Raw genomic sequence first — 24,715 nt, forward strand, 5'->3', positions numbered from 1 at the left:
GCTAGCGTGTCACCGGCTGGTGTTTGACAGAATGCTTTTTCTAACGTCCGGCGCAGCACTGTCCGCGAGACAGTGTTGCGCCGGACGGTGCTTCATGTTGCTGAAAGGATGAAAGCCTTGCGGAGGATCGGAATTGTGGGCAGCGGCCCGATGGCGATTTATTTACTGAAGTATCTAGCGGCCAGTGATGAGGCGCTTGCCATTTCCATTTTCGAAGCCTCGTCCTGTGCGGGAATGGGCATGCCCTATGATCCTTCCCTGAATGCCGATTACATGCTTTGCAATGCGTTCAGCCGGGAAATTCCTGCCCCCGTGCGGCCATTGATAGACTGGCTCAAGGACCGGCCAAAGCGCGAACTTGGCGAATGGGAATTGTCGGCGCATGACTTGACTGCCCGCGCATTCTACCCGCGCGTGCTGATCGGCGAGTATCTCCATTCGCAATTTGAGGATTTGTGCGAAAATGCGCGCGATGCTGGTCACGTAATAGACGTGCTTACGGAATGCCTCGTGGTCGATATCGAGGCCGCAAATGGCGGGAAGGCTAATGTTCAATATCAATCCGGCCAGTCGGTCAAAAGTTTGCAGTTTGACGCAGTCGTAATCGCTTCGGGTCACAGCTGGTCTGACGTTCCCCAAATCGACGAAGTAAATCTGGTTTCACCCTGGCCCTACACAAATATCACTAGGCTGGAGCAGAATGACATAGGCGTGCTCGGTTCGTCGCTGTCGGCGATCGACATAGTAATCGCGCTTGGTCATGCGCGTGGCCAATTCGAAGAAAGCGGTAGCCGGATCAGCTGGGTACCGAATGATAGGGAAAACAGGGTGCGGATCACTATGGTGTCGAAAATGGGAATTATGCCGGAGGGCGATTTCTATTATCCCTTTCCCTATGAGCCGCTCGTCTGCCTGACAAAGGAGGCCATGGAGGCAGAGATTGCCCGAGGAGTTGACGGTGTGCTAAACCGCGTCTTCGCGCTTTTGTGCGACGAACTGGATGCGGCCGACCCCGACTATCTGGGCCGCTTGCCCGAGACAGCGAGGACGGTGGAAGGGTTCGCGCCTGCCTATTTCTCCCGTCGACGCGAAGTTGGTGGATTGCGATCGGTAAAACGCGATCTGGCTGGATCACGGGAGACCATGCGCCGAAAGGAGACAATTGCGCATCGCTATGCCCTGCTGCGCGGTCACGAGGCGTTTGACCATATATTGCGAGAGCTGACAGAAACAGATTATCAGCGCTTTCTCGATCACCTTATGCCGATGTTTGCCGATTGCTACGCTGCCGTGCCACATCTGTCTCTTGCTCGCATCACCGCGCTTTATGATGCCGGGGTGCTTGAGCTCGTGGCAACAGTAGAGGGAGCGGAGTTTTCTCAAATGGGCAATGGCAGCATCGCGGTGGAGACTGAAGACGGGACTGCAACCTTTGATGTCATCGTGGACGCACGAGGGCAAGCGCCAGCAAATTTGGCGGATCTGCCATTTCCGTCACTGGTCAAAGACTTACGAGACCCCCAAGAACCGGTGCTGCTGCCATTTGCGCTGGACTTAATAGTGAACTGTGCAAGCCGGATTTACTGTTTGGCACTGCCGCAACTTTTGGAGCGCTACCCATTCTCGCAGGGATTGGTCGAATGCTCGCGCCTCGCACACCATGTAGCGGATGATATACTGAGTCGATCGCACGGTCGTTGATTCAAAAATAAAGTAATATCTTATCGGGATCACCTCAGCAGTATGCGCGAGCATCTGCATAAGAAATCCCAACAAGTTACTGCTCCATCGGGCTCGAGATCTGCGGCAATTCTGATCATGTTAATGACAGCGAGAGGGCGCATTTCAGACCGGCGGCAATTGGGCCGGTAGCTGACCGTCCGCTTCTAGCTTCGCATGGGGCGAAGCCGACGTTTTTTGCTACGGAAGTCCAACTGAACAGCGGTGACAACCTCGTTTTGCGGGGCAACCAGATAAATATTGCCTGCCTCCGACGGACCATCAATTGGCTACGCTACGATTCTGCACGACGACCCAGTCTAAGGAAGACTCGTACTTTTTGATTAGGCAATATTGGCTCGAGTGTTGTAGAACAAACGTGTGTGGGGTGACACGAAGAAGGGGGAAAAACAATGCGGGGCTTGATCATAATATGCGGGGCAGTCGGTTTGGGCGGTTGCGCGACCGTACCTGCCGTCCAGTACAACACGATCGCGTCGCCTGCCGATATGAGAGGCATGGCCGATTCCTTTTACCTGCGCCGCACCACGCTGGAAATTTCAGCCACCGAGACGGCCAAGAAGGACGCCGCGGGCGAGAACGTCGTGGTCACCAATGTCGCGGTCAAGGCGGTTCCCGCCGAATACCGCAATACCCGCTATGCGATCGGCGGCAAGCGGACCCTGCGTTCCGACACGCGGATCAACCTCACCAAGATCGACAATACCGATCTGATAAGTGCGATCGGGACGGAAACGACGGACACGACGGTAAACACCATCAACCAAGCTGGTGGCGTGATCGCCAAGCTGATTTCGCTGGCAACCCTGTTCGCAGCAGCACCAGAGACACCTTGTCTATCCGAGAAATCCGGAAAGCTGCGCTTTGATCTTGATCCTTCGCAAGGCTCACAAAACTTCGACGGTCAGACCCAGGGGTGCATCCGGGTCGATTACGGGCCTCTTCCGCAAGACGCCATTCCGGTCTCGCAGCTGCCTCTGCGAACCGACACGCGATTCTACTATTTCGCGGCGTGTCGCGAGGCCGCGGTCCGGATCGCGCAGACCGGCACGCGAATGATCGAAGAAAAGGTCAAGGTAAGCGATCCCACGCATCTGCAGTACGCGCGATTGCCGAACAAGGGAACGATCACCCATCATTCGAGCTGCGGTATCTCCGTGGTGACCGAAAAATCGCCGACCACCAATCCGGCCGATATTGTCGGTGCTCTTGAAGCTCAGGGCAAAGCGATCAGCGATGCCATCGAGGCTGCGAAAAAGGATGACGACGATTGAGCTTGCGGGGTCGGTGCGCGCGTGGCTCGCAGAAGGCTCGCTATTTGCTGGGTGCGGTACTGGCCCTCGGATCAGTCTCTTGTACCACCGGCCCCGCCGGGGATTCGATGGAAACGGTGTTCGGGATGGCTCCCGCCGGGCCCGATGGGACGGCCAGCGCTCCGGCCATCCTCGGTCAGCAAACAAGATCGCTGACGATCCGGGATATCGTGCGCGCTTCGTTCGAGATCGCCAAGGATGACCTCCAGCCCTGCCTCAATGCGGATCGCAGGGCCCGGCTCGCGTCGTTGCAGCCAATCAAGATCATCGACGCCAAAAAACTTCATGTGTTAAGCGTCTATGAGCCGCAAAGCCGCACGATCACCATCAGCGAGCTGACCTGGCGGAATTTCGCGTTCGCAGCGATGAGCGAGAAGCTGGCGGAAATCGACAACCGTTTCGACGTCGAATGGCGAACCAGATACCGTCTCTTCCTCCGGAACAAGGATGCATTCGATGATGTCCAATCCCCCGTCCAAATGGCAGGGCTGCCGAAAGGCTGGATAGGAGCGGAGGTTTCATCCGAACTGGTTAGGCACCTGATGGAGGAGGCCCAGTATAATGCCACTTTCGTCCTCGCTCACGAATACCACCACCATCTCGAACCTGTAGCTCGGCAGACAGGAGAAAGCGTCTCGGCGTTTCGACAGAGGCTCCGCGAGCACGAACTTGCGGCGGACAGGTTCGCGATGGACATGATGCTTTGTCGCTCGGTGATTGAGAGATCGCTGGACCCGATGGTCGAGGTTCCCCAGCTCTTCTTCGACTGGATACTCATGCTGGAGGGGAAACAGCATGCCCTTTCCGCCGAAACGCATCCGCTCGACCATCATCGCGCGCGAAATGCGGCGAATTACCTCATCCAGAAGCTGCAACTCCTCTCACCGTCTCCGGATCGGCTGGAAATGATCGGGGTGACGCGCGAGCTCGTCAAGGTAGCGGACGATATCGATCGGGAAGGGCCCTCGGTGTTCTTTGGCGGGATCAACGAGGAAGCGAAGACGGTGACGAGGGATTCGCTTCGATTTCGCTGAAGATATCGCGCGAAACTGGTCCTTAGTAGGTTCCTTGTGATCTCCGCCTGGGCGGAATGTTTCCCGCGCAATTCGCGCAGACATGACTGCTTTCAGGCAAACGGCTGGCGACTGGAAACAACGGAACCTCGGGCGCATTCCGGGGCGGTCGGCTCACCGCTGAGAGTGACCAAAAGCGGGTCGTTCGCGTTCGGCCAGAGTCCTGACGAAACAGACACACCGTCGCTCAGGCTCTGTCTCTTCAACCCACCTACATAATGGAACAATGCAGCTTGACTAAAGTCGGTCACTCTCAGCGAATTTGGCCGCAAACACTGCACTTTAATAGTGCGCCCTCGAGCCACTCTTCGTAAGGTGGGCGTATGACAACCCTGACAAGCACTCTTCCAGCTCACCGCCTGCTCGACATCTTTGATTCGCCAACGCCACCGTCGGACGCAGATGCCAACCGGGCTATGACCGATTTCCTCAGCCATATCGAAGCCATCCATCGCGCGCAGAAGCCCAAGCAGTGGTCTGAGCGGTACCTAATCGAAGGTGTGTTCGGTCGTTCAAGGAAGTTCAACAACAATGCAGAGCGTCAAGCCTATTGCCGCGTACAACTGAAAATCGCCATTGATGAATTCAAGGATCTCGTAAAGGAACTGCGCGATCCACAGACTGGCGCCCTAACCTTCTCCGCTTTAGAGCCTTGGAAGGAAACGATCCGCGATTACGTCTTTGATCTGAGCGAAATCGCTCCTTTTCTCCAGCGCAGGGTTGCGGGCTATATCTATCTGCGCGGATTCAAGAATTCCACTGTGCACAGCTGGGAGGTATATCTCTTGGCCAAAGAGCTTGCCTATCAATCCGCTTTTTGGGGTAAGGGCAGGTGTCTCGATCACAAGGCCGCGCAAATCGCAGCAATCGGCGTCCTGCGTCAGGCACTCGAGTTGCGTTTCACGCGGCTGATCGCCGTGTATCCGACCAACAAAAAGGGCAAGCCTCCCAAGTTGAGGCATGGCTTTCATCAAGATTTCGTGGTCGCCAACCCGACCCTGTTCCGGGCGCGGGGCTTCAGCATCGCGGACCTGAGGCCGATGTACGATTGGTGTAGTGAGATCGTGCATCAAGCCTATCAGCCCTATGCGTGGCAGATCAGCTGGGCCCATAAGTTGTCTGGCCGCTTACTCGCGTCAAGAGCCGCACCGTCAAACGCGGCGTGGTCGATCGCGAATGCGGTCGAGATATCAGACATCCCCGGAATGCAAGCTGCTTTTGAGCGCTATTTTCTCGCGAACTACCATCATGGCGCATGGCAGATGACGCGACATCGGCCCGAAGCCCTTACGCCCAGTTGGAAGGCAGCCATGGGCGGTACTAGCCAGTACTTCAACGTCCCGGATCGACGGAAGCCCGCTTGGAAATTGTGGCTGATCCGTAGGCTGAACCTGTAACGTGGCTGAGGCCCCCACGCAGTCAGCGGCGACGGCGAAAGGGTTTGGAGCCGGTTAAATGAGCACTGCAGCGGCAGGCGGATACGTAGCGGCGAGGGCGACCAATTATTGATCAGACTGCCGCCCCCGCCCGCGCCTTCAGGGGCGGCATGACACCCTCGAGGCTACAGATCAGACATGAGCATCCTGGCAAGAGCAGAACCAACCATCTGACGGGCCTTCTGCTTATGGCCTTCGCCGTGCTCGCTGGGAATGTCGTGAACTGGGCGCATTTCAGACCGTCCGCAAATGGGCCGTTGGCGGACTGTCTGCTCAAGCGAAATCACTGGGCATATGCTGACATCGATCAGTTATGCATCGCGATGGACGCTCCCGATCCAAATTCAGAAACTTGGCCGATTAACCGGGGGGCAGTGAAGAAGCGGCAGTCTGCAGGGGCTGCCGATAGGCCGAAACATTATTTCCGATCAGAAGAGTGGTGCTAAGTCAAATTGCGTTTCTGCGCCTCAATCGCGACTTCTGCGCGCGAAGACACATCCAGTTTGCGGTAGATTGATTTCAGATGATCGCGCACCGTGTGTGAGCTGATCATTAATTGTTCGGCCACTTCCTTGGCCCGTAGCCCGCGTCCCACGAGAGAAAGCACCTCGCGTTCCCGGTCTGTCAACGGGTCGGTTTGGTGATCCTGCTCCGGTCGGAACCGCGCCAACATCATACGCGCAATGGCTGGCGATAGAGAAGGTTCGCCAGCCATCAGCCTAGCGATACGGTAATGCAGTAACTCAGGCTCAACATCTTTGATTAAATATCCGTCCGCACCCGCCGCCAATGTCGCCTCCACACTCTCGCGGTCGTCCATCACGGTTACGGCGGCAATGATGATTTCAGGATTGGCTTTCAGGCTGCGAATAATATCCCAGCCTCGACCATCCGGCAGATGCAGGTCGACAAATGCAAAATCAAATTTTTGATCCAGCATGACCATTGTCTCTTTGAAGGACGCGGCTTCGCAAAGCACATAGTTCACAATATTTTGCTCGGCGAGCACGTCCTTAATCGCTGCGCGAAGCAATTGCCGCGCGGATGACAAATCGTCCACGATCAATATTCGTGTTTGCTGCGCCGTCATTGCGTTTCGACCGGCAGCGCAACGCTGGTACGAAAACCCTTCGGATCCATATCGCCGAAATCAAAATTGCCACCAAGCGCTGCAAGCCGGGTCCTGATATTGCCCAGGCCATTGCCGTGGCCCTTACCTGCGCTGAATCCTCTGCCATTGTCACTCGCAACAATATAGATGACGCCATTTTCCAACCGTGTCTGCACCTGCATTTCCGTCGCCCCCGAATGTTTAATGACGTTCGTTACCATTTCGCGGATGATAGAGGTGAGCGCCTTTTGCGGTTGCGGCGTCAGCATGCCCGATATCTCGGAGATCGGCCAGTTCAGGGCGATACCCGAAGCCTCCAGGCGATCTGCCGTCTCGGCCCTGCTATCGGCAAGAATGTCTGCGAGCAGGCGCGTGTCACCGACCTCAGCCGAGACAATCATCCGGACTTCCGCCAAAGAAGAGCGGAGCACCGATTTCAGATCATCCGGATTATCCGAGTTAAGCCCCGACATAAGCAGCGCCGAAAGGTCATCATGCAGATCGCGCGATATCCTGCCGCGTTCGCTGGTGACGCCGTCGGCAAATGCCTGTTGTTGGCGTTTCAGGCTGGAAAGAAAATCGATCATACGGGCAGCGACCTGCCGGTCGCGTTTTTGAAACAGCCTCGTGCCCTTGTTTTTGTAGCGGAGTGCAAGCGGCGCACAACCAGCCGCCGCAGGAATATGAAGCATGATGCCTTGCTCTTCAATCGCTACAGACTCAGCATCACGACTACCAACCGGCGCCGGCTCAATCGCCAAAGGCATGAATGCCTGTTGCAAAATTTCCTGCCATTTTGCGCAGCGATCATGCACGTTGCTGATCAATGCAACATGGGCGACTTCTTCCAGCAGGTCTTCGATTGGCGTCGCCTGAAAAAGCCAGCGCTGCACCATGCTCCGCCAGGGAAGATAGAAAAACGGCAAGATGAGCAGCATGGTCAGCACTGCCGCTCCGCTCAATGACCCAAGCAGAGCCACCAGTGCGACATCAACCGCAATTAGCAACAGGCCGACGGACACGGCCTTGAACATGGTGATCGCCCAAAGCTCGCTTTCGAACAGGTTCTGCCGTTTCAGACCGAATGCGACCCCTAAATGGACGATCAGGAAAAACGCAAAGGCATAGCTTTGGTTGATCAGCGGCTCGGCGCCCAAAAGAACGGGGATGATCGCCATGCAGATAAACAGGCCGGACCCGATCAAGCTAGACACGCCGACCCACCGGATCGCGGCCATATCGAGCGGACGACCACGCGATTTTATGAACTGGATGACAACCAGAACCAATATGGCGAGCATTTCCATCGCGGTCAGCAAGGGGGTTTCATTGGCCGGCTTGCCCAGCAGATCGAATTGCCCCAGCAAATATAAGCCCATGATCGGAATCGCGACCCACATCAGAAATCGGTTCTGCACCAGACGGACCGGATAGATGAGAAACAAACAGATCAGCGCAATGCCAAAGCCAATCGATCCCAGAGCGTTCAGCGCACTCAGGGGCCGGAATAAATCCGTCGGCAGCGCCAGCCAACGGGTGCTATATATTGCAGCACAGGTAGCGGAGAGCCATAGGCAAAGTCCGACAAGTCCGAACAGCTGGTTGGGAAGCCGCTTTGGTTGCAAAGTCCAGATCCAGGCGGACACGATGAACCCTGCGATGCCAACCAGTATCTGTAACCAAAACTCGAATGGCATGACATCATTCGGCCTGAGCTTGATCTCGCGCTCTGCGTCATTCGCGACAACCGACACGCTATCGGAATTGCGGAGGATAGCGGCCAATCTGTCCTGGCGTTCGGCAAACCGGTATTGCTGCTCATAGCGTTCCATAACATCCGGTTCGGGAGTAAGATCAGCAGGTTCAATTTCTATTTCACCCGGACCTATGCGCGGGGTACTGCCAATTTTTTCACCATCCGCATTTTGCAAAATTACGCCTTGTTCGGAAACGACCAATTGTTGGCTAAAGCGGGGCTGGGAAAAGGCGACTATAAACGCGCTCAACGTCGCCAAAAATCCTAAGGAAATGACAATGGAGAGCAATATACCCGGCATTGCAAAATAGCTTTTCTGGCTTTTCCGCATCATTTCGGTCTCGATATTTGTGAAGGCTGACGGTGAAGCGCAAACGCTTTTCCGTCAAGACTTAGCTGCCTGAATACGGGTCGCAAATATTCAGGCAGCTATCTCGGAAATAAATCTGCATTCATGCCCCAAGGAAACCCTGTCTGCGGCGAAATCATCAAACTGGCTATCCCCCAAATGGGGGATAGCGAAATCCCCCGATTTGCCGGCAAAAGCCGCATGCAAGTACAGAATCTAAAATGCAGTGGGGGCGGTGTGCATAGTTGTCAAAATCAGAATGAATCTATCCATAAACGGTTGCGAAAATTGTCGGCATATATTTTGCCCGTGCTCTCGGCACTTGCAATTGCGCCGCCTGTTCATGCGCAGCAACCCACGGAAAACCAGGTACAAGCGGTTGCCAGTCTCTTCGCCCTCTCTAGCTACGCGCTTGGCGCAAACGAAAGTTGCGATATCTTGATGCTAGGCGAATATCGCGCCCTGATGCTTCTTCGCGACAAATTTGGCCCGGATTTGAAGAAAATTCTCAAGGTTGAACAATATCGTTCCCTTGATAATTTTGAAAAAGGTAAAAAGGAATGGGTCGGTTGCGCCGGCAAGACGGCGCGGCCGGATGCGGCCCAATTGATTGAATCCGCCAATTTGATTGCTGATTCGCTGATCTCGGCACCGCATGCAATGACCGGCGATCCGAAATCATGCTCCGTCGACGGAGAATATATGGCGTTGAGCAAGACGGAATGGCGCATCGTCGCAAATAACAGACAAACCAAATATGAGCAGTCACCGAAAAAGGCAGAGTTCGAGAATATGGTGCGAATCTTTGCCGGGATGATCGACGCCGAATGCAAGTCCAAATATTCTTTGTTGATGCAGGCTGGTTTTGAGCAACTGGTTTTGACGGAAGATCTGAACCAATATTTGCAAGGGAATATCGAAAAGAAAACCATATTCACATCCGTTGGCAAGCTGGTCAGCTTTGGCTCGGCATCAGACGACTTCGGAATCTGGCGCTCCCGCATGGGGCGTTTCACTGGCACGCGCAAGAAAGCGGGCCTGTCGGTATATCGTGTCCTGAAACGCGATGACGAAAATACAATCCGGTTTGAACTTTCACGCCCGGGAACATTCGATCCGCACGGACGGATGTTGATCACGCAAAAAGGCCGCTGGAAGGCAAATATGCGCAGCAATATCGATGCTATGGAAATCCGTCTGTCTGATGGCACCAAACTCGCCATGGAAAAAGAAAGCGGGAATGGCAGCGCCACTATGGGCAGCTCAAAGTTCATTTTACCCACGCAATCGCAGCGTATCATCGAGCGCAAGCCAGATCTTACCCGCGTGACAGTGGCATTTCGAAACGCGGGCGCCTGGACCGAATTTCTCGACATTGGAAAAGGCGCTTCTGTCCAGAGTCAAAGCCTCGGCGATCTGCGGACGGCCCTGCAATGGGCTAATGTCCCTGTTCTGAATGTCAAAAAATGAGGCTTGGGAACCACCATTCCAATTCTGTGGTGAAGGCCCTGATCCGGACGATAGCCCTGATCCTGTTCACGGCCACGCCGTCCGTGTCTTTGGCCCAAAACGATTCTGGTCAACCGGACTCAGCCCTACGTGAAGCCGCCGGCCTCTATGCCGATGGGCAAGCAGCTTTGGCGTCGGAAAATTTTGAGCAGGCGGCTTTGAATTTCTCGCAAAGCTGTAATCTTGGTTATTCCGCGGCGTGCGTGGATGCCGGCGGCATTTTTTTGGATCATCTGCCCTCGACCGCAAATGACGCAAAAGCACGCGGACAATTTGTCCGAGGCTGCATTTTACGCAACGCCGATGCTTGTCGCGGATTGGCACCGTTGATGCAACAGGGTGTCGGCGGTCCCGTCGACAAAGACGGTGCGCTCGATATCTACAACATGCTGTGCGAAGCCAATGCCGTGGATGGTTGTGCTTTACATGCCATCTTGATTGCCAACAAGCTCAGCGCTGCGAGAGATGATAGCAGCAGGAACGCAATATATCGCTTGGCTCGCACCAGCTATTTCAAAGCCTGCGACCTTGGCGCCGCCGATGCTTGTGTCGACGCTGGTGCTTATGCCGCTGAAGGACGGGGCGGACCCAAGGATGGCGCACTTGCCGTCAAATATAGCCAGCGGGCCTGCGAAGGCGGAGAAATAAAAGGCTGCGCCAATATGGGCGTTTTTGCACGCGAAGGTTTCGGCATGGCTGCCGACAATGGCATCGCTAATAGCCATTTTTCCAAAGCTTGTGACGGGGGGGTGGCGATCGCCTGTAGCAATCTCGGAACGTTATGGATGGACGAGGCAGCAACGGCCAAGACGAAAACTGCGGCACTTGTTCTTGCGTTTATCGCTTTTGAAAAGGCTTGCAAGGGCAACGATCCAATGGGCTGCAGCAATTTGGCGACCGCCTATTACAAAGGCGACGGCATTGCGAAAAGCTACCCGAGTGCGATGCAATTCGCGCAAAAAGCATGCGAGCTGGACTATGCGAACGGATGCTACACACAGGCGGTGATGTATTATACCGGCGAAGGTGTCTCACAGGACATATTCAAATTTCGCATATGGGCGACAAGAGCGTGTGACAAAGGCCATGCGCAGGCCTGCACAAATATCGGCATGTTATACTTGCAGGGGAAAGGCGGATTTGCCCGTGACATGCAAAAGGCCCGGCAACTGCTGAAGCAAGGATGCGATGGCGGCTATCAACGTGCCTGCAGTGAATTAGCCAACCTAGAGCCAGCGCGGGAATAGACCTGATGGGGATATCACATATCAACCTTTGCCTGTCCTCCGCTTTATGGATTTTTACATCCGCAGCACAAGCACAAGAAACAGGGGCAGAGAGCGCCGCGAGGGCTGTTGAAACGTCGGCAATGGCAGAGCGTACCAAAGACGAAAAGCGACGCCATTTTGGAGATGCAATGCGGCTTGATCAACTTGGCGGAAAGACAGAGGCACGCGTGATGCTGCGGTCATCCTGCTTTGATGATGGCCTGGATGAAGCCTGTCATAATTTTGGCACTATGGCAGAGGCAGGCGAAGGCGGCGATGCTGACCTCGAGGGCGCGCGCGCCGCCTATAAAAAAGGCTGCGAACTGCAATTTCGTCAGAGCTGTTTCAACTATGCCAACATGCTCCGCGAAGGGCGCGGCGGCGAGCAGCTCTATCCCGGAGCGCTGGACCTTTACGCCCAAATTTGCCGCGCATCAGACGGTCGGGGATGTCTAAATGCGGGAATCATGGTCGAACAGGGAATGGGTGTTACCCATAAAGATGTAAACGTTGCGATGGATGCTTATCGGGCAGGATGTGACCTGCATAACAAGGCCTCGTGCGATCGGCTCGCAAAGCTGGTGGCAGCAAGCAGTCCTGCCAGCGAAGTGGAGTAACCGGTTTTGAACAAGGGTAAATTTTCGGCACTGGCGATCAATCGATCTGTGTCATTCTCAACAATGCGCATGATGACGGGGTTGGTCCTGGCCTTGATTTTCGCCAATCCGGTATCCGCCAAAGACAGACAAGGTGCAGCCCCTGCACCCACCGCAGCCGTCACCGTGTGCCCCGACGGCGGCTATGAAAGCCCCTGCACATTGACGCAGATGGAAAAAGCTATCAGCCTGACATCCAATGCGCTGCTCCTGCTATCAAAACAATGTCTTTATCAAACCGAAGCGCGATGTTGGGTCAAGGCGAGCGGCACCATCAGCAATATGGAACGTGGCGGCCCCGTAATCTGGCAGCATATGTTGCTGGCACCCAATGATGGTCCCGCGACCGAGATGATCATATTGTTCGAACTGGATGGAAAACCAGTGCCCAGGTTGGTTTTGGCAGCGCAAACCGAAGGCTGGTTTCTGGCGCCGGATGTTGTGGCCAATAGTGATGACGGCGTTTTGATCCACGTCCTCGGGCGTACTGGTGGTAACGGGGCAGGCAATGCCGACCTTCTGGTTCGACGCACGAAAACCGGGTGGAGCCACATCTCGCTGAGATCTTGGTTCGATGAAGTAAATGCCATGCTCCCTGCAGGATTTGAATTGCAGAACGGGATCAATTTTAACTTTCGGGACATGCATGCCAGTTCGCCGGTATGGCGGTCCGGCGACGGCCATTGCTGCCCGACAGGCGGAACCGTACAAATTGATTTTGCCATAAATACAGCTGACCAGCTTGTTGTTGCAGGCCTTGCTTTCGACGAAACAAAACCGGTCGCCCCCACAATTTACTTACCTGAAAAGCAGCAAGTTTCGGAGCAGATTGCACCGAAACCCGAAACTATGCCACAAGGAGACGTAGAATGAAGAATATATTTGCCATCGTGGCGATCAGCGCCCTGTCACTGTTATCGCACCCCGTATTGGCAGCATCCAAGCAAGAAACAAAGATGCTCAAAAGCGCAGCGGAATGCACCTATGTGGTCCAGATTGCCGAAGAAAACGGCGTCAAGTTGAACAATAGCAGCGACACTTGGGCAAATCTCCTGATGCAGGCCAGCGATAAATTGGGCCTGGATGCAGGGGCCTATTATAATGAAGCCAAAGCAAAATATGAGTCCCGCGCCCGAACGATGGGTGATGACAATACTCTCACAAAGATGATCGACAATGCTCGAAAATGCGACAGCGGTCTTTGACAATTACGGCGAGGAAGAACGGATGCAACGGAGAATATACTTGACCAATATCGTCCCGCTATCGTGTTTGGCCGGCCTTGCCGTCTTGTCAATTCCGGCGGCCGCATCGGCCCAGACGGTGCATGCGCAAGACAGGGTCGACAGCATTTACGAATGTGCGCAGGCCATCCAGGTTGGTGAGGAACAAGGCAATAGCTACGATGTCTCCAGCACATTTGCGCGCGGATATCTTGACCGTATATTGGGTGAAGGTGGGGCAAGCAAAAGCACTGCCAAAACCAATGTGACAAGACAATGGCTCGACTATAAAGCGAAAAACGGCGAGCGCGCCTTGTTGGACCATGTGTTGGAAGCTGCTGACGAGTGTGAGGCGGTTCTGTACGAAATTGCCGCCGATGATAGTTATAATAGTCGCGGTTCTGTTGTCGCTGTTGCCGCTGCCGCAGCGGCTCCAGCCGCTGAAGCGCCGGGTTCCTATAGCGTGGCGGACTTGCGTTATCATGTTCAGGAAACGGGCGATTATGCCGCCGTTGCCGATTATATCGTCGAGCGCTATCCCTATGGCAAAAAGTTGATGGAAGAAATTCCAGAAGGCAATCTTCTGGGTGAATTGGTGGTAGAGACCGGCGCGAAAGGCGTCACTCGTTTCAGTGATGCTGCTGTGGTCGCGCTCGCCAACCAATATTATTGGCAATATAATCCGCCAGCAACGCGCATCATTTTTGCCGAATATCAACGGCGGCTGCGGGTTCGGAAATATACGGAAAATGAGGGCAAGCAATGGGCGGCTCGTGCGGCCAAGGAACGGGCGGCACAAGCCGCCTCGGCAGCTTCCGGCTCATCTTCGGGACAAAGAACTCCGCGCCAGAAATTCAAGACCTGTACGACGACGACCTATAGCGGCGTTGGCGGTGGCACGGCGATATCATGTAAGGATTACTAGATTCAACGGTCTTCAGAAAGCCTAGTGCGCATTGGTAAGAGACAAAGGATTTCAGGGAAATTGAAATGCATGTAAAATGGATCGTGAAGAGCCCCCTGCCCTTGGCTCTGGCTACTCTTCTATTCTCAGCCCCTGTCGCGGCCAGTTCATCTCAGAATGAAAATGCGGCCCGTGCAAATGCGGCTTTCGCCGAGGGAGCAGCCATCGGTGTTAGTCCGGTCACCCCTTCGGAGATGGCGCAATGTTCTGCTTACTGGAATCGTTGGCAGTATGTGGTGGACAGTTCAAATATGCCGCAATTTAACGCGTCATTGCGAACCGAATTATCTTCCCATAATGCCAAAAAATCCGCGGCGCAATGGCTGAAACTAAGCAAAAAACTGCTTCGCCGCGAAGAAGGAAATCTGGACGGATTGGTCGAAATTCTTCATGAATCCAATGAACGCGCCGATACAGTCTATGCCACTTGGGCAAATGATGAAATCGGCAGAGTTGACGAACTGCCCCGAGCTTTGGGCAGTTGTTAAGTGAACTTGGGGAGCCGCGAGTGCAAAATTTTCTCGGATGCAAGGTTCCCAACGTCGCCCGGACAGCGAAGTAAGAATAACCACAGCCAACCGTCATCAAGTTCGGCGCGGCTATATTTGAAAAGGAACAGCAATGATTAGTACGATAGCCCTTAACTTGCTCTTGTTGCAGGGTATCACCTTGCACGAAGGCCCAAAGCCAGATGCGGCTGGCATGGCCGCTGAATATAGTGATGGCGTGTGCCGGATCAGTCTATTCAGCAAAGACAGTGATGGCGAGCAGATCCGGGCTGAGTTTTCGCGCCGTTTGCGCGACGGCAATCTCGGGATTTCGCTCTATGGACCATTTATCCAGAAATTTCAGGACGAAGACCGTGATGCAGCTCATGCCGTCACGATAAACTTTGATAATGCGTCAAGTGCAGCTTCCAGATCAGGCGGTTATGATATTGGCGGATTTCGGCAGAATATATGGGGGGGCTGGGGGCCAGGAGAGGCATCGGATGCGACATACGAGCAATTGTCGGATGCAACGTCCTTTACGGTCGTTATGGATGGGAACCGTTTCGGTCCCTTTTCCGTCCATCGTGAAGGCGCCATCTATGACGCGCTGGATGAATGTGAGTACAAGAATAGCTAGTCATCTCGCATAGCGGGGAAATATTGATGAAGGTACCGATGATTATAAGCCGTTATGTGCTGGCTTCTGCCTTGGGGACGGTTAGTGCCACCATATTGAGCGGTGGCGCAGCAGCGGCACCCGATGCCAAAGTCGAATGGTGGTCTCAAACACAGTCTTGCAGCGCCAGTAATCGTCCAGCTTGCGATCGGGCGTTGGTGTTGGCTTCGGAATTGTTTGAACGGACCGATCGAAATATCGCGGTAACTTGGATGCAGGTATGCATGGCAGGAGATACTGATCGTTGCGAGATTGGCTATCGCCGATTTAAAAGCACCAGCTTTGCAGACGATCCACAGCCTATTTCATATATGTTTGCCCGAGCATCTTGTTTCGGTGGGATAGCTGATCTGTGTCGACCTTGGGATGATTTTGATACGGTCGATGAAGGCAAAAGAGCCCTAGTGATGGCGGATGTTTGTATGCAGGGTGCGCTACCTGGCACTTGCAATCGTGCATTGGCCTATTTCCGCAACGAAAAGGGGCTATACAATCTAATAACCTATGATCTCTCCAATATTTTGTGTGAACGATATAAGTCCGGTTCGGCGTGCCGCGTCTGGGCAGAAGCATTGGAGGCCAATTGGGATCACCGCCGCGCCTTCCGTTACCATAATTTCTCTTGCAAGCAGGGACTGCGGGAAAGTTGTCCAGATGCGGCCCGCCTAAAAAAAAGAGTGGAATACGAGGATAATCAGCGTCAAGCTGCGCTAGAGGCCGAGCAAAGACGGCAGTTCGCAGCCCAGCAGGCGACTAGCGCGCGTAGTCAGTTACGCAACAATGGCTACACATCAAGCGGAATTGTGCGCCCGCCGACAACTCCATTCGGAAGCAGTTCGCGCGACATCGATAATTGGAGACGCTACGAAAAGAATCTATGCCTCGGAAATCCAACTTCGACGCGCTGCTAGGCTCTTCTGAAAGCCGTTGGTCAGCCTGTCGTGCAGCGCTTTAGCTGCCCTTGGCCACACCCACCGTCAGTTGCGCGGTTGTGCCACTTTCGTCAGCAAGAGCACTTAATGAAAACACAGTATCGTCCGGGCCCTTGCCCATAAGTGTCTGTGCACCTTCGCTTGTGTTCTCCATACTGAATTCAACTCCGGCGGCTTCGGCTTGCTTGCGATAGAAGGATGTCAGCTTTTCAGGTGAATCCTTGCTGCTCATGACGAGCACCAACGCTGTACTGTCACCCTGATCGACGTTAGATTTGGTAATGACCATTGCGCCGGGATAGAGCGTATATCCTTTGGGCATTTCCACAGCCAGATCGGCGCCGATGCTGACATTCAACGCCTCCTTTCCGTCGCCGCCGTTCATCCGGACCTGAGCGTCATCCCCGCCGTTCGGCGAAGCGCCGGTATCTGAAGAATTGCAACCAGCCAGCAAGAGCGAGGTCACGGAAACCATCACCATTTTACGCATCATTAATCTCCATCCGATAATTTTTACAATGGGCCCGACCAATGACTATCGTCAAGAATCTCCATCGGCCGGTATGCTGTTGTCGACCTTACGGCCGTTTTCTCGACCCCTGCGTGAAACCAAGCAAAATATGCATTATGCGCCAAGAAGAACCGTCGCGGCGTCGGGACATGCCGCTCGCACTTTGTTCCCTATCTGGTCATTAAGGCGGCGATCATAGGCAGCCTTATTTTCCCCAACATCCTCCAGAAAACCGCCCAGAGAACGACGATGAACCGGCAATGCCTTCAGCAAATCAATGCATAGCGCCGATCCTTGGCTATCGGCAGAAAGTCTCGTATCGACATAGCGCGCCATGGCCAGAACATAACAGGCGTTCAGCGCCGTGAGCGCATCGGCCTTTGGCTGACCATCTGTGGCGCTAGTTTTAAGCATTCCGACAGCCCTGCCAACAACACCGGCACAAGCCGATGTCGGGCTTTTACCATCTCCGGCCCTCTTCCATGCGCGATCAAAAGATTTGCGGTAATCCGCAGCAACGATCGAAGCACTTCCTGTCTCTCCATCGGCGCTTGTCTTCTGCAACGTTTGAGAGGAATTTTCGTGCTCATCCCCGCCGGAGCAGGCGGAGAGGGTGAAGAGGAGAACAACAAATCCAAAGATAATACGCATGTTAAAACCTCAGCATTTCAGTTCCAAAATTCAGAATTCCAATCCCGCAGACACCCCCAAAAAGCAAGGCGGTCAACATGCATAAACTGGACTCTGCAAACTCAGTCCCCACATCGATGGCGTGGAAAACCCTGATACCCGGCTTGAGAATGTCCGATTACCAGCGTTCACCTATAAAAACGCGATCTGATCCAAAACCCCGCCAAACCAAATAAGTTTCGCTGCATCCGAGGCTCTATAAGCCTCTCGAGTGGCGCGAACTGGGCAAGAAATTATAGATCAACAATCGTGTCAATGTCCGAAAGATCCCATATGCTTTCCAAAATCTGCCATTCCGGAATCGACCCAAATTGTTGCCATTCTGGCAAGAGTAAATTGTGCAAACGGAATGGCTGCTATCAAGCTAGATCTTTCGACCCTGATAATGTCGGAAGTTGGGCGCAAAGCTGCCGTTCAAGTAGCACTCCGGCTTCGACGACAGACTGTCAGCAACTCCCAACAAGCTGCCGCGATATTCGGCTCGCAAAGTAAGCGACGGCGCTGAAAGTGCCAGAATTGCGCCATTTTCTATCAATGATGCCAGCCTGGCCGGCAATTGGCTGGCGCATATTTCCCAGTAATTCCAACATCCTGCACCCCAACCGACGGCGCGTCTTTTATCTTGCCATCCAAATCCCGCCATCTTCCGAAATCGCCCAACCTACGCGTCAACACTCTATCCCACGCTAACACCCGAAATGGTGCGCTGACTACAAATCCATGCAAATGGCGAAAGATTACGGCAAATAAACGTCGGGATTTTTGAAGCGAACGTGTTTGGATCTGGCGCTCTGCAGTTATCGCACTGCAATGGTTCGGCTGACTTAATGCAAATTGCACGCAGCTGATCTGCAAGTCGCAAGCAGCGTGTTTCGACAACAAATTGCCACCCAGCGGTATGAGGAAGGAGGGGGAAGCCTTGTTCGTAATGCACTTGCCCGCGACGTAACTCTGTCCGTTGTCCATCGTCACGAAGTCGAACGATGCGGTCGCCGCGAACAGGACCGGAGCGCTTTTTGCGTCATAGTTTGGCGGATCAATCGCCGCTTGGCGCGGCGCTAAACACTTGCTTCGAGCTTGTTGATGCGCTCAGTACAGATTGAGTGAACGACGCGCCCAAGTTCCTCAACACAGGCTCCAAGCCAAGCCAGCTCTTCCTCGCTGATTCGATAATGCTTAGAATAACGCGCCTTAACATATGCCTCTTTTAGTTTTTCGAACCGCGCGCGATCGGCACGAATTTCGCGCGGCCAGCAGTCAACCAAGCGCATATCAAGACGCTCGGCCTGTGTTCTTAGAAAGCCGAGATTGTGAACATGCGGTGTGTAGAAAGTGCAGACGAGTAAAGCGCAATGGTACAGACGTTCAGTGGCTTGATGCAAAATGAATGCCGCGTCCTTGTTCCAACCACGCTTTAGATCATCACCAAAATTCACGTGCGCACGCATTGCACTCGGGTACCAATCTTCAAAATATTCCTTCGCCATGGCCAGCGCCTGCTCCGGTGTTTTGGGCTTGGGAACGTGAAGTTGGCGGCCATCGGCTTCATATAGCGCGATGCCGTCCTTAGCCACGTCCATGAAAAAGTAGCGGCCATGCGCCAGTCCGTCATTCACTTCGCCAAGCGTATGCACGATGAAGTTGACCGGCGTGCGCAGCGTCTTGTCGATGGCCAGCTCGCGCATCAATCGGTTGTCGAGCTTCAGCCAGTAATCGACCTTGTCGGTCAATCGCTTGTCGTTGACAATGATCAGGATATCAAAGTCGGAGCGGTAGCCTTTGGCCGTGTGCGGTTCATCGACCCAGCCGCCCCTTGCGTAGCTGCCATAGAGGATGATCTTTTCGATCTTCCCTTTCTTCTTCCACTCGTGCTGCGCAAGCGCCAGCGCGTCTTCGAACTCCTCGAAGATGATCGCCTTCACGCGTTCTATCTCGCGTTGCTTGGCTGCCGGAAGGTGATCGAGGTCGGTGCGCATGATGCTGTTCACTCTTAAAGTTTGATGCCGTGTTGGCAAGCATCAACGCGCAGTGATGACGCGCCGGCGACAAGCGCGTCATCACTGCGCTTGTCAAACGGGCGATTCTGATCATGTCTATACCAATATATCGGGATGGCGTGGTTTCGGGCAAGCGGAACGGTGGAATGACGTGGCGACACCCTGCTCATCCCGCGCACTCCGAGCGCTGCGGCACCTGATCGGCGAATGCCAATAGATAGTCCGCCGCCTTGCTGGCCTGACTGGCGGCTTTGAAAATGGCGCGATTGTCTTGCCGCAATACCGCCAGCCAAGAGCCGAGATAATCGGCATGGCGCACGGTCGGCACGATACCGAGTGCAGCGCAAAGAAAAGCAGACGCCAATTCAGCGCATAATTCTTCCCGGGCATACAGCGCGGTCCCGAAATTGCCTGACTGGTCGCGACCAAGGCGGGTCTTGTGACCTGTCCAGTGGCCAAGTTCATGCAAGGCTGTGCGGTAGTAGTCGATCTGATGGGTGAAGGCGGGTTGCGGGGGAACCCGCACAAAATCCTCAGCGGGGCTGTAAAAGGCCTTGGTCCCGCCCGTGCGGAAATCGGCTTCGGTTGCTCCGATCAAACCCTCGGCCTGATCGTGCAATTCACGTTCGGGCAAGGGTGTGGGTTCATCGGTCAGCCGCTGAGGCAAACCATCGCACTGCGCGGCGTTGAAAACAGTGAAGCGCTTTAGAAACGGAATCGAGCGCGGTGCATCGCCGTCGCCTTCCTGTCTCTTCTCAACATCGGGCGTGAAGCGGTCAGCATAGAAAATCGTCCGGCCCTTCTCTCCCTTGCGGACGCATCCACCAGCGGCTAAGGCTTGCCTGAATGTCAGCCAGTCCTGCGAAGGATAACCGCCATCAATTACCGCACCCCAGAGAATTAGTATATTGATACCCGAATAATGCCGCCCCGAAATCGCGTTGCGGGGCAAACCGGTCTTGGCGTTGCCAGCATGCCAAGGCTTCACCCAAGGAAAGACCCCTTCCTCAAGCTGTGCGATTATCTGCGCGGTCACTTCATCATAAAGCGATGCTCTCGGCGCAGCATTACCGCCCCGGCGGGTCTTGCGCGCTGCGCGCGAGGTGCGCTTTGTCCTCGCTGCCCTGCCCTTGCCGATATCCGAAACCTTAGAATTTTCGTGCAACATAACCGCCTCCATCACCCCAAAACTGCCACACCCGGCCCCGGAGAGGCGGGGTGGGCGGCAAGAGCGAGCAGAAAGGCCCGCATCAAGCGGTCAGGCGCACCCGAAGGGATTAAACAAAGAGGAATACCCGGCTTGCCGGGTTGCGCCTGAGCGCGGCGGGCCTAGCCGAGAGCGCCGCCCACCCCAACTCTCGGGAGCCGGAAAACAACGCCGGCGCACCCGCGCCGTCCATTTCAATCGCTCACCATAGCGATTATCCCATCCGCCAAGCGGCCCAAAATGGACCACGCCCTTGCACGACTCGACGCCGGCCGGTGGTCTGCGCCAGCGCCCACCGGGCAAGGAGAGAGGCAAGAGTGCCTGCGGGTCAGAACAAAAATGCCGCACCCACAAGGAGCGCAGCGGGAAAGAGTGCGTCCCTAAACAATCCCGCTCATTATCACGCGCTCCCGATCGTCACCCGTATGGGCCAAGACTACAGGCTTGGTTCGCGCAGCGAATAGAGCGGGCCGCCGCCAGGCAGCGCCCATAGCCGCTGCACCCATAGATGCCCAAATCTAACGAAATCTTATATCCGCGGGTGTTCAATAACTGTTGAAATTTACACGAGATAGGCCGTCAGAAACTTCATCAAATATGCTGCAATGCAGGAGTTGATATTGCGCATCACGGGTCATGACTACTTGCCCTACTGATGATAGCCTGCGCGTCGAAATTTTCTGGGTTTAAGCCACAAAATGCATCCACCCTATTGATACAAAGCCTCACAGTTCAGGCCCTGAGATTGGAGGTTTTGCATCAATGCCAATAACCGGTACACAATGTGATCTCGAATAATGCCCCGCTCAATTGTGACATACCATCACTCAAGGCGTGAAGGGCAAAATTCGTATTTTTGAAGTTGGGATCGATCAACCAAAAGTCGACTTTTCCGGAAAAATAGCTACAATGGCTCGTATGACGTGTGAGACACGCGTGCTCAGGCCTCCCCTCACCGCACATAGATTCTCAAAATCTACAGAAATGGACTTTCTAGTCACATCTGACTGCCTCTATTTGCTGCGAAATTATCTGGCCTAATCACGATATGATCTGATAGAAAAACACCATGAGCAATAGTTTTCTTGAAAAGGTTGCGCGCACTCTTCGTAAACGCACCAAAGCAAATGGCGGAATATGCCGCGGAAATGACGAAACGGGTTGGCAGGATTATGTCGAAGACGCCCGGGCTGTCCTCGAGGCAATGAGTGTGCCTAGCATGAGCATGGTCGATGCTGTGCATGACAGCGAAGATCAGGGATTGCATCCTAGGGGTTCTGTTGAACCGCGTCGTGTCTGGAACGATATGATCGAAGCGGCCTTGAAGGAGTCCATATGACCTTTGATTATCACCGCGCCATGACCGATGCTGTTGTAGAAGCACCCGAGGTCCCGCACGAACGCCTGGTCTGGGTCATGAATGACGCGCACCGCGCCAAATACCGCAATTTTCTCGAAAATGTGATGGGCGTTGAACCCGACGACAGTGAATCGTTCGGAATCCCGATCGAAACTGGCGAACCGAAAGACGGACAGCCGTTCGAACTTATCACCAGACCGGCGAACTAACCGGCTAAACAGCCCCTACCCAGTAGTCGGTGCGTTTTTTGTACTTGTTGCTCAGCGGTTGAAGCAGCCACCCGCGCAAGATGGGCATGGGTCATGGCAGCCGATGCCATGATTTGTACAAACAAGCGTTCCAGCTCGAACTGATCGTCTTCCGGAACTGGGACATGAACCGCACCACGAATGCGGTGCGCCATGATGAGACTGGCGGCGACTGCGCCTGCTTCACCGGCATCGGCTAACGCCGCGATTTGCGCTTTGAGTGCAGGCCAGTCCTTCATCAGAGCCGCGTTGCGCGCCAGCGGGCTATTTGATTTGAGTAACGGTTCAACGCTTGTCCCGGCCCATAGATGTTTGAACATCATATAGAGCTGATTGCCGGTTCCGCCCATTGCTCGTACAGCATGTTCGGTGGCCACCGCAATACTTTGCAGGTCGCTAGTCATACCGCTCAGCGGTGACGGGTCATCAGCATCAAAGGCATGGCTCTCGAAGGACGAGAGCCGGAGGAAAAATCCATCTTGCCGTTCGTCTTCAAGAAATTGTGCAAATGCGTCCAGTTCACTATTGCTCACTGCGCCGGGACCGGAGCGAGGGAGTGACGATTGCAGCGTCATGACTACTTTCTGGCGCTGTTTAGCAGCCCAGTCCGGCCAGACCTGCCGCAACAGTGGTCCGGCCCGGCTCCCCGCCGGTCCAACGCGGTCGGCAATGTCTTCAAACCTAATATCTTCTGCGAGCTGTATCATACGCACCGCTGCTGCCAGATGAATTTTATATGCTTCGGCTATCAGCGGGCGACCTTCCCGATCCCATTCCATCCATTGCCGTCCGAGAAAGCCGCACATCGCCAAGACATCTTCCACGCTGCAGTCGTAACGCGCCATCGCCGCGCGGGCAGCAGCGATACGTCCCATGTGATACTCTGCCGTCTCGGCCTCGCTAAGCTGTATGCGTCCCCCGCCATGCCCTCTTGCAGCCCGTAAGAATGCAATTCCACCTTCCTCGGAAGCCCAGATCGCGGCATCGAGCGGTGCGCGATGTTCACGTAGTGCGCGCAGCGCCCGGCTCGGCGCAAATAGCTCAAATGCAGGGCCGTCGGGCGTGTCGCCTTCCCGGATAGACTTATGGGCAGCATCGGCAATCGCGTCATCGGTCATATTGACGCGGAAGAAAATCCCCATATCTGCGATTTCGGCTGCGGCCAGCACTTGCCAAGCGGTATAGAAATCGCGGACATGGTTGCTGTCATAGCAGATGTCATCGCGTGCATTTCCCACCGAAAAGCGGCGCTCACTCCGGGGCGTGAAACTTTGGCTTTCCTGCGTTTGCAGAAACGGTGCCCAGCTTGGATCAGGGTCATCGAGTGGGTGGGGCGTATCATCATACGCACCGCGCACTCCGCAACGCGACAAAGCCCTGTCGAGACTTTCGGCGGCATCCAGTGAATCGCCATCGGGGGCTACTGGATCGCGCATCTCGCCTGCCCATTCATGATTTTCACGCCACCAGCGACGGGCAATCTCTTCGGGCCACGCCAGGCGTAAAATGGGAGTAATTAGTCCAGTGCTCTCAAACCAGTCGAACAGATCGTCGCCGTGAAAGCTGCCTCGATAAGCGCGAAGCTGTTTCAACTCATCACGAAAATCCTTCGCAGACAAGTAACGCCGAAGTCTAAGATTAACACGGTCTTTCATCATAGCCATATAGGAATTAGCGCGTCGGGATTCGAGGTTTTATGCAGCGAAATGTACCTCTGAATCAGAAGTGATTGTAGAAGACTCGTCCATCCTTCATTGTTGGCGGCATGACCACTAAGGATTCTCATAAACAGCCTGGCGAACGCAAACGTCACCATTTTGTCTCCGTTACCTATCTGAATAGCTGGGCTGGCGAATCTGGTAAGCTTCATGCCTATCGCAGCGATAATCAAGCCGATCCTCTGTATATCCGACCAAAGGAGATTGGTTTCGAGAATTACTATTATAGTCAGGTCCGCGAAGACGGATCGCGGGACAATGACAGTTTCGAAGATTTATTCGGAACAGTGGAAACGCACTGGCCACGAGTTTTGGATTCTTTGAATGCTGAGAAGTTTGATCGCGATTGTCTCCATTATCTCTATGCGATGATGACAATGATGCGAACCCGTGTTCCAGCAGCACGCGATTGTCCGTCGTCAGAACATTTGGCACAGATGGCTGCGTAAATTAGCGGAGCATCGGCCTCGTCTTATTGGTTGATATT

The 24,715-nt window shown here is 54.4% G+C and carries 23 protein-coding genes; 16 read left to right on the plus strand and 7 right to left on the minus strand.

The features are described from left to right. Positions 1-108 precede the first annotated feature (108 nt). The 4 genes from ACN0VD_RS06150 to ACN0VD_RS06165 all read left to right on the plus strand — a co-directional run bounded on the left by ACN0VD_RS06150 (position 109) and on the right by ACN0VD_RS06165 (position 5,523). Positions 109-1,701: an FAD/NAD(P)-binding protein gene (locus ACN0VD_RS06150; protein WP_417592688.1), complete on the plus strand. Its 1,593-nt coding sequence runs from the start codon at positions 109-111 to the stop codon at positions 1,699-1,701. A 431-nt stretch (positions 1,702-2,132) separates the two neighbouring features. After that, positions 2,133-3,014, plus strand: coding sequence for a hypothetical protein (locus tag ACN0VD_RS06155; RefSeq protein ID WP_417592690.1), 882 nt, complete (start codon positions 2,133-2,135; stop codon positions 3,012-3,014). Positions 3,015-3,058: 44 nt separating this feature from the next. Next, positions 3,059-4,087 carry a hypothetical protein gene (locus ACN0VD_RS06160; protein WP_417592692.1) on the plus strand — a complete coding sequence of 343 codons (1,029 nt, stop codon included), beginning with the start codon at positions 3,059-3,061 and terminating at the stop codon, positions 4,085-4,087. Positions 4,088-4,449: 362 nt separating this feature from the next. After that, a complete protein-coding gene (locus ACN0VD_RS06165; RefSeq protein ID WP_417592694.1) occupies positions 4,450-5,523 on the plus strand; it encodes a hypothetical protein in 1,074 nt (357 codons plus the stop codon). Between the two features lie 481 nt (positions 5,524-6,004). On the opposite strand, the gene ACN0VD_RS06170 is transcribed toward ACN0VD_RS06165, so the two are convergent. Further along, a complete protein-coding gene (locus ACN0VD_RS06170; RefSeq protein ID WP_417592696.1) occupies positions 6,005-6,652 on the minus strand; it encodes a LuxR C-terminal-related transcriptional regulator in 648 nt (215 codons plus the stop codon). Continuing rightward, positions 6,649-8,763, minus strand: a complete 2,115-nt coding sequence (locus tag ACN0VD_RS06175; RefSeq protein ID WP_417592698.1) for an ATP-binding protein — start codon at positions 8,761-8,763, stop codon at positions 6,649-6,651. The genes ACN0VD_RS06170 and ACN0VD_RS06175 overlap by 4 nt, the downstream gene beginning before the upstream one ends. 456 nt (positions 8,764-9,219) lie before the next feature. Here ACN0VD_RS06175 and ACN0VD_RS06180 point away from each other — a divergent pair, with 456 nt between their 5' ends. The 9 genes from ACN0VD_RS06180 to ACN0VD_RS06220 all read left to right on the plus strand — a co-directional run bounded on the left by ACN0VD_RS06180 (position 9,220) and on the right by ACN0VD_RS06220 (position 16,476). Beyond that, the gene (locus ACN0VD_RS06180) at positions 9,220-10,248 is read left to right on the plus strand and encodes a hypothetical protein (RefSeq protein ID WP_417592700.1); all 1,029 of its coding nucleotides are present in this window, start codon (positions 9,220-9,222) and stop codon (positions 10,246-10,248) included. Continuing rightward, positions 10,245-11,534 carry a tetratricopeptide repeat protein gene (locus ACN0VD_RS06185; protein WP_417592702.1) on the plus strand — a complete coding sequence of 430 codons (1,290 nt, stop codon included), beginning with the start codon at positions 10,245-10,247 and terminating at the stop codon, positions 11,532-11,534. The genes ACN0VD_RS06180 and ACN0VD_RS06185 overlap by 4 nt, the downstream gene beginning before the upstream one ends. Positions 11,535-11,539: 5 nt before the next feature. Beyond that, on the plus strand, positions 11,540-12,172 hold the full coding sequence (locus ACN0VD_RS06190) for a tetratricopeptide repeat protein (RefSeq protein ID WP_417592704.1): 633 nt from the start codon (positions 11,540-11,542) through the stop codon (positions 12,170-12,172). Between the two features lie 69 nt (positions 12,173-12,241). Further along, positions 12,242-13,084 carry a hypothetical protein gene (locus ACN0VD_RS06195; protein WP_417592706.1) on the plus strand — a complete coding sequence of 281 codons (843 nt, stop codon included), beginning with the start codon at positions 12,242-12,244 and terminating at the stop codon, positions 13,082-13,084. Beyond that, a complete protein-coding gene (locus ACN0VD_RS06200) occupies positions 13,081-13,416 on the plus strand; it encodes a hypothetical protein (RefSeq protein WP_417592708.1) in 336 nt (111 codons plus the stop codon). The genes ACN0VD_RS06195 and ACN0VD_RS06200 overlap by 4 nt, the downstream gene beginning before the upstream one ends. Further along, on the plus strand, positions 13,388-14,359 hold the full coding sequence (locus ACN0VD_RS06205) for a hypothetical protein (protein ID WP_417592710.1): 972 nt from the start codon (positions 13,388-13,390) through the stop codon (positions 14,357-14,359). Before ACN0VD_RS06200 ends, ACN0VD_RS06205 begins: the two co-directional genes overlap by 29 nt. A 65-nt stretch (positions 14,360-14,424) precedes the next feature. Next, complete coding sequence (locus tag ACN0VD_RS06210; RefSeq protein WP_417592712.1) at positions 14,425-14,886, plus strand: hypothetical protein; 462 nt, start codon at positions 14,425-14,427, stop codon at positions 14,884-14,886. A 133-nt stretch (positions 14,887-15,019) separates the two neighbouring features. Continuing rightward, positions 15,020-15,526: a hypothetical protein gene (locus tag ACN0VD_RS06215; protein ID WP_417592714.1), complete on the plus strand. Its 507-nt coding sequence runs from the start codon at positions 15,020-15,022 to the stop codon at positions 15,524-15,526. Positions 15,527-15,552: 26 nt separating this feature from the next. Then, a complete protein-coding gene (locus ACN0VD_RS06220; protein ID WP_417592716.1) occupies positions 15,553-16,476 on the plus strand; it encodes a hypothetical protein in 924 nt (307 codons plus the stop codon). 40 nt (positions 16,477-16,516) lie between these two features. Here ACN0VD_RS06220 and ACN0VD_RS06225 read toward each other — a convergent pair whose 3' ends face one another. From ACN0VD_RS06225 to ACN0VD_RS06240, 4 genes are all read right to left on the minus strand, one after another. Beyond that, positions 16,517-16,990 (minus strand): hypothetical protein, encoded by a 474-nt coding sequence (locus ACN0VD_RS06225; protein ID WP_417592718.1) that lies wholly within the window; start codon positions 16,988-16,990, stop codon positions 16,517-16,519. Between the two features lie 132 nt (positions 16,991-17,122). After that, a complete protein-coding gene (locus tag ACN0VD_RS06230; protein WP_417592720.1) occupies positions 17,123-17,659 on the minus strand; it encodes a hypothetical protein in 537 nt (178 codons plus the stop codon). Between the two features lie 1,097 nt (positions 17,660-18,756). Next, positions 18,757-19,674, minus strand: a complete 918-nt coding sequence (locus tag ACN0VD_RS06235) for a nucleotidyltransferase domain-containing protein (protein WP_417592722.1) — start codon at positions 19,672-19,674, stop codon at positions 18,757-18,759. A 187-nt stretch (positions 19,675-19,861) separates the two neighbouring features. Further along, positions 19,862-20,863: an ArdC family protein gene (locus ACN0VD_RS06240; protein ID WP_417592724.1), complete on the minus strand. Its 1,002-nt coding sequence runs from the start codon at positions 20,861-20,863 to the stop codon at positions 19,862-19,864. A gap of 1,108 nt (positions 20,864-21,971) precedes the next feature. Between ACN0VD_RS06240 and ACN0VD_RS06245 the strand changes: the two genes are divergently transcribed. Beyond that, positions 21,972-22,241, plus strand: a complete 270-nt coding sequence (locus tag ACN0VD_RS06245; protein ID WP_417592726.1) for a hypothetical protein — start codon at positions 21,972-21,974, stop codon at positions 22,239-22,241. After that, on the plus strand, positions 22,238-22,471 hold the full coding sequence (locus ACN0VD_RS06250) for a hypothetical protein (protein ID WP_417592728.1): 234 nt from the start codon (positions 22,238-22,240) through the stop codon (positions 22,469-22,471). The genes ACN0VD_RS06245 and ACN0VD_RS06250 overlap by 4 nt, the downstream gene beginning before the upstream one ends. Here the strand turns inward: ACN0VD_RS06250 and ACN0VD_RS06255 are convergent. Beyond that, the gene (locus ACN0VD_RS06255; protein WP_417592730.1) at positions 22,468-24,102 is read right to left on the minus strand and encodes a hypothetical protein; all 1,635 of its coding nucleotides are present in this window, start codon (positions 24,100-24,102) and stop codon (positions 22,468-22,470) included. The genes ACN0VD_RS06250 and ACN0VD_RS06255 overlap by 4 nt on opposite strands. A 173-nt stretch (positions 24,103-24,275) precedes the next feature. Here ACN0VD_RS06255 and ACN0VD_RS06260 point away from each other — a divergent pair, with 173 nt between their 5' ends. Continuing rightward, entirely contained in the window at positions 24,276-24,677 is a 402-nt protein-coding gene (locus ACN0VD_RS06260) for a DUF4238 domain-containing protein (RefSeq protein ID WP_417592732.1), read from the plus strand. The last annotated feature ends 38 nt before the right edge of the window (positions 24,678-24,715 follow it).

It is taken from the genome of Parasphingorhabdus sp. (genome assembly GCF_048267785.1).
In the GTDB taxonomy this organism is placed as follows: domain Bacteria; phylum Pseudomonadota; class Alphaproteobacteria; order Sphingomonadales; family Sphingomonadaceae; genus Parasphingorhabdus.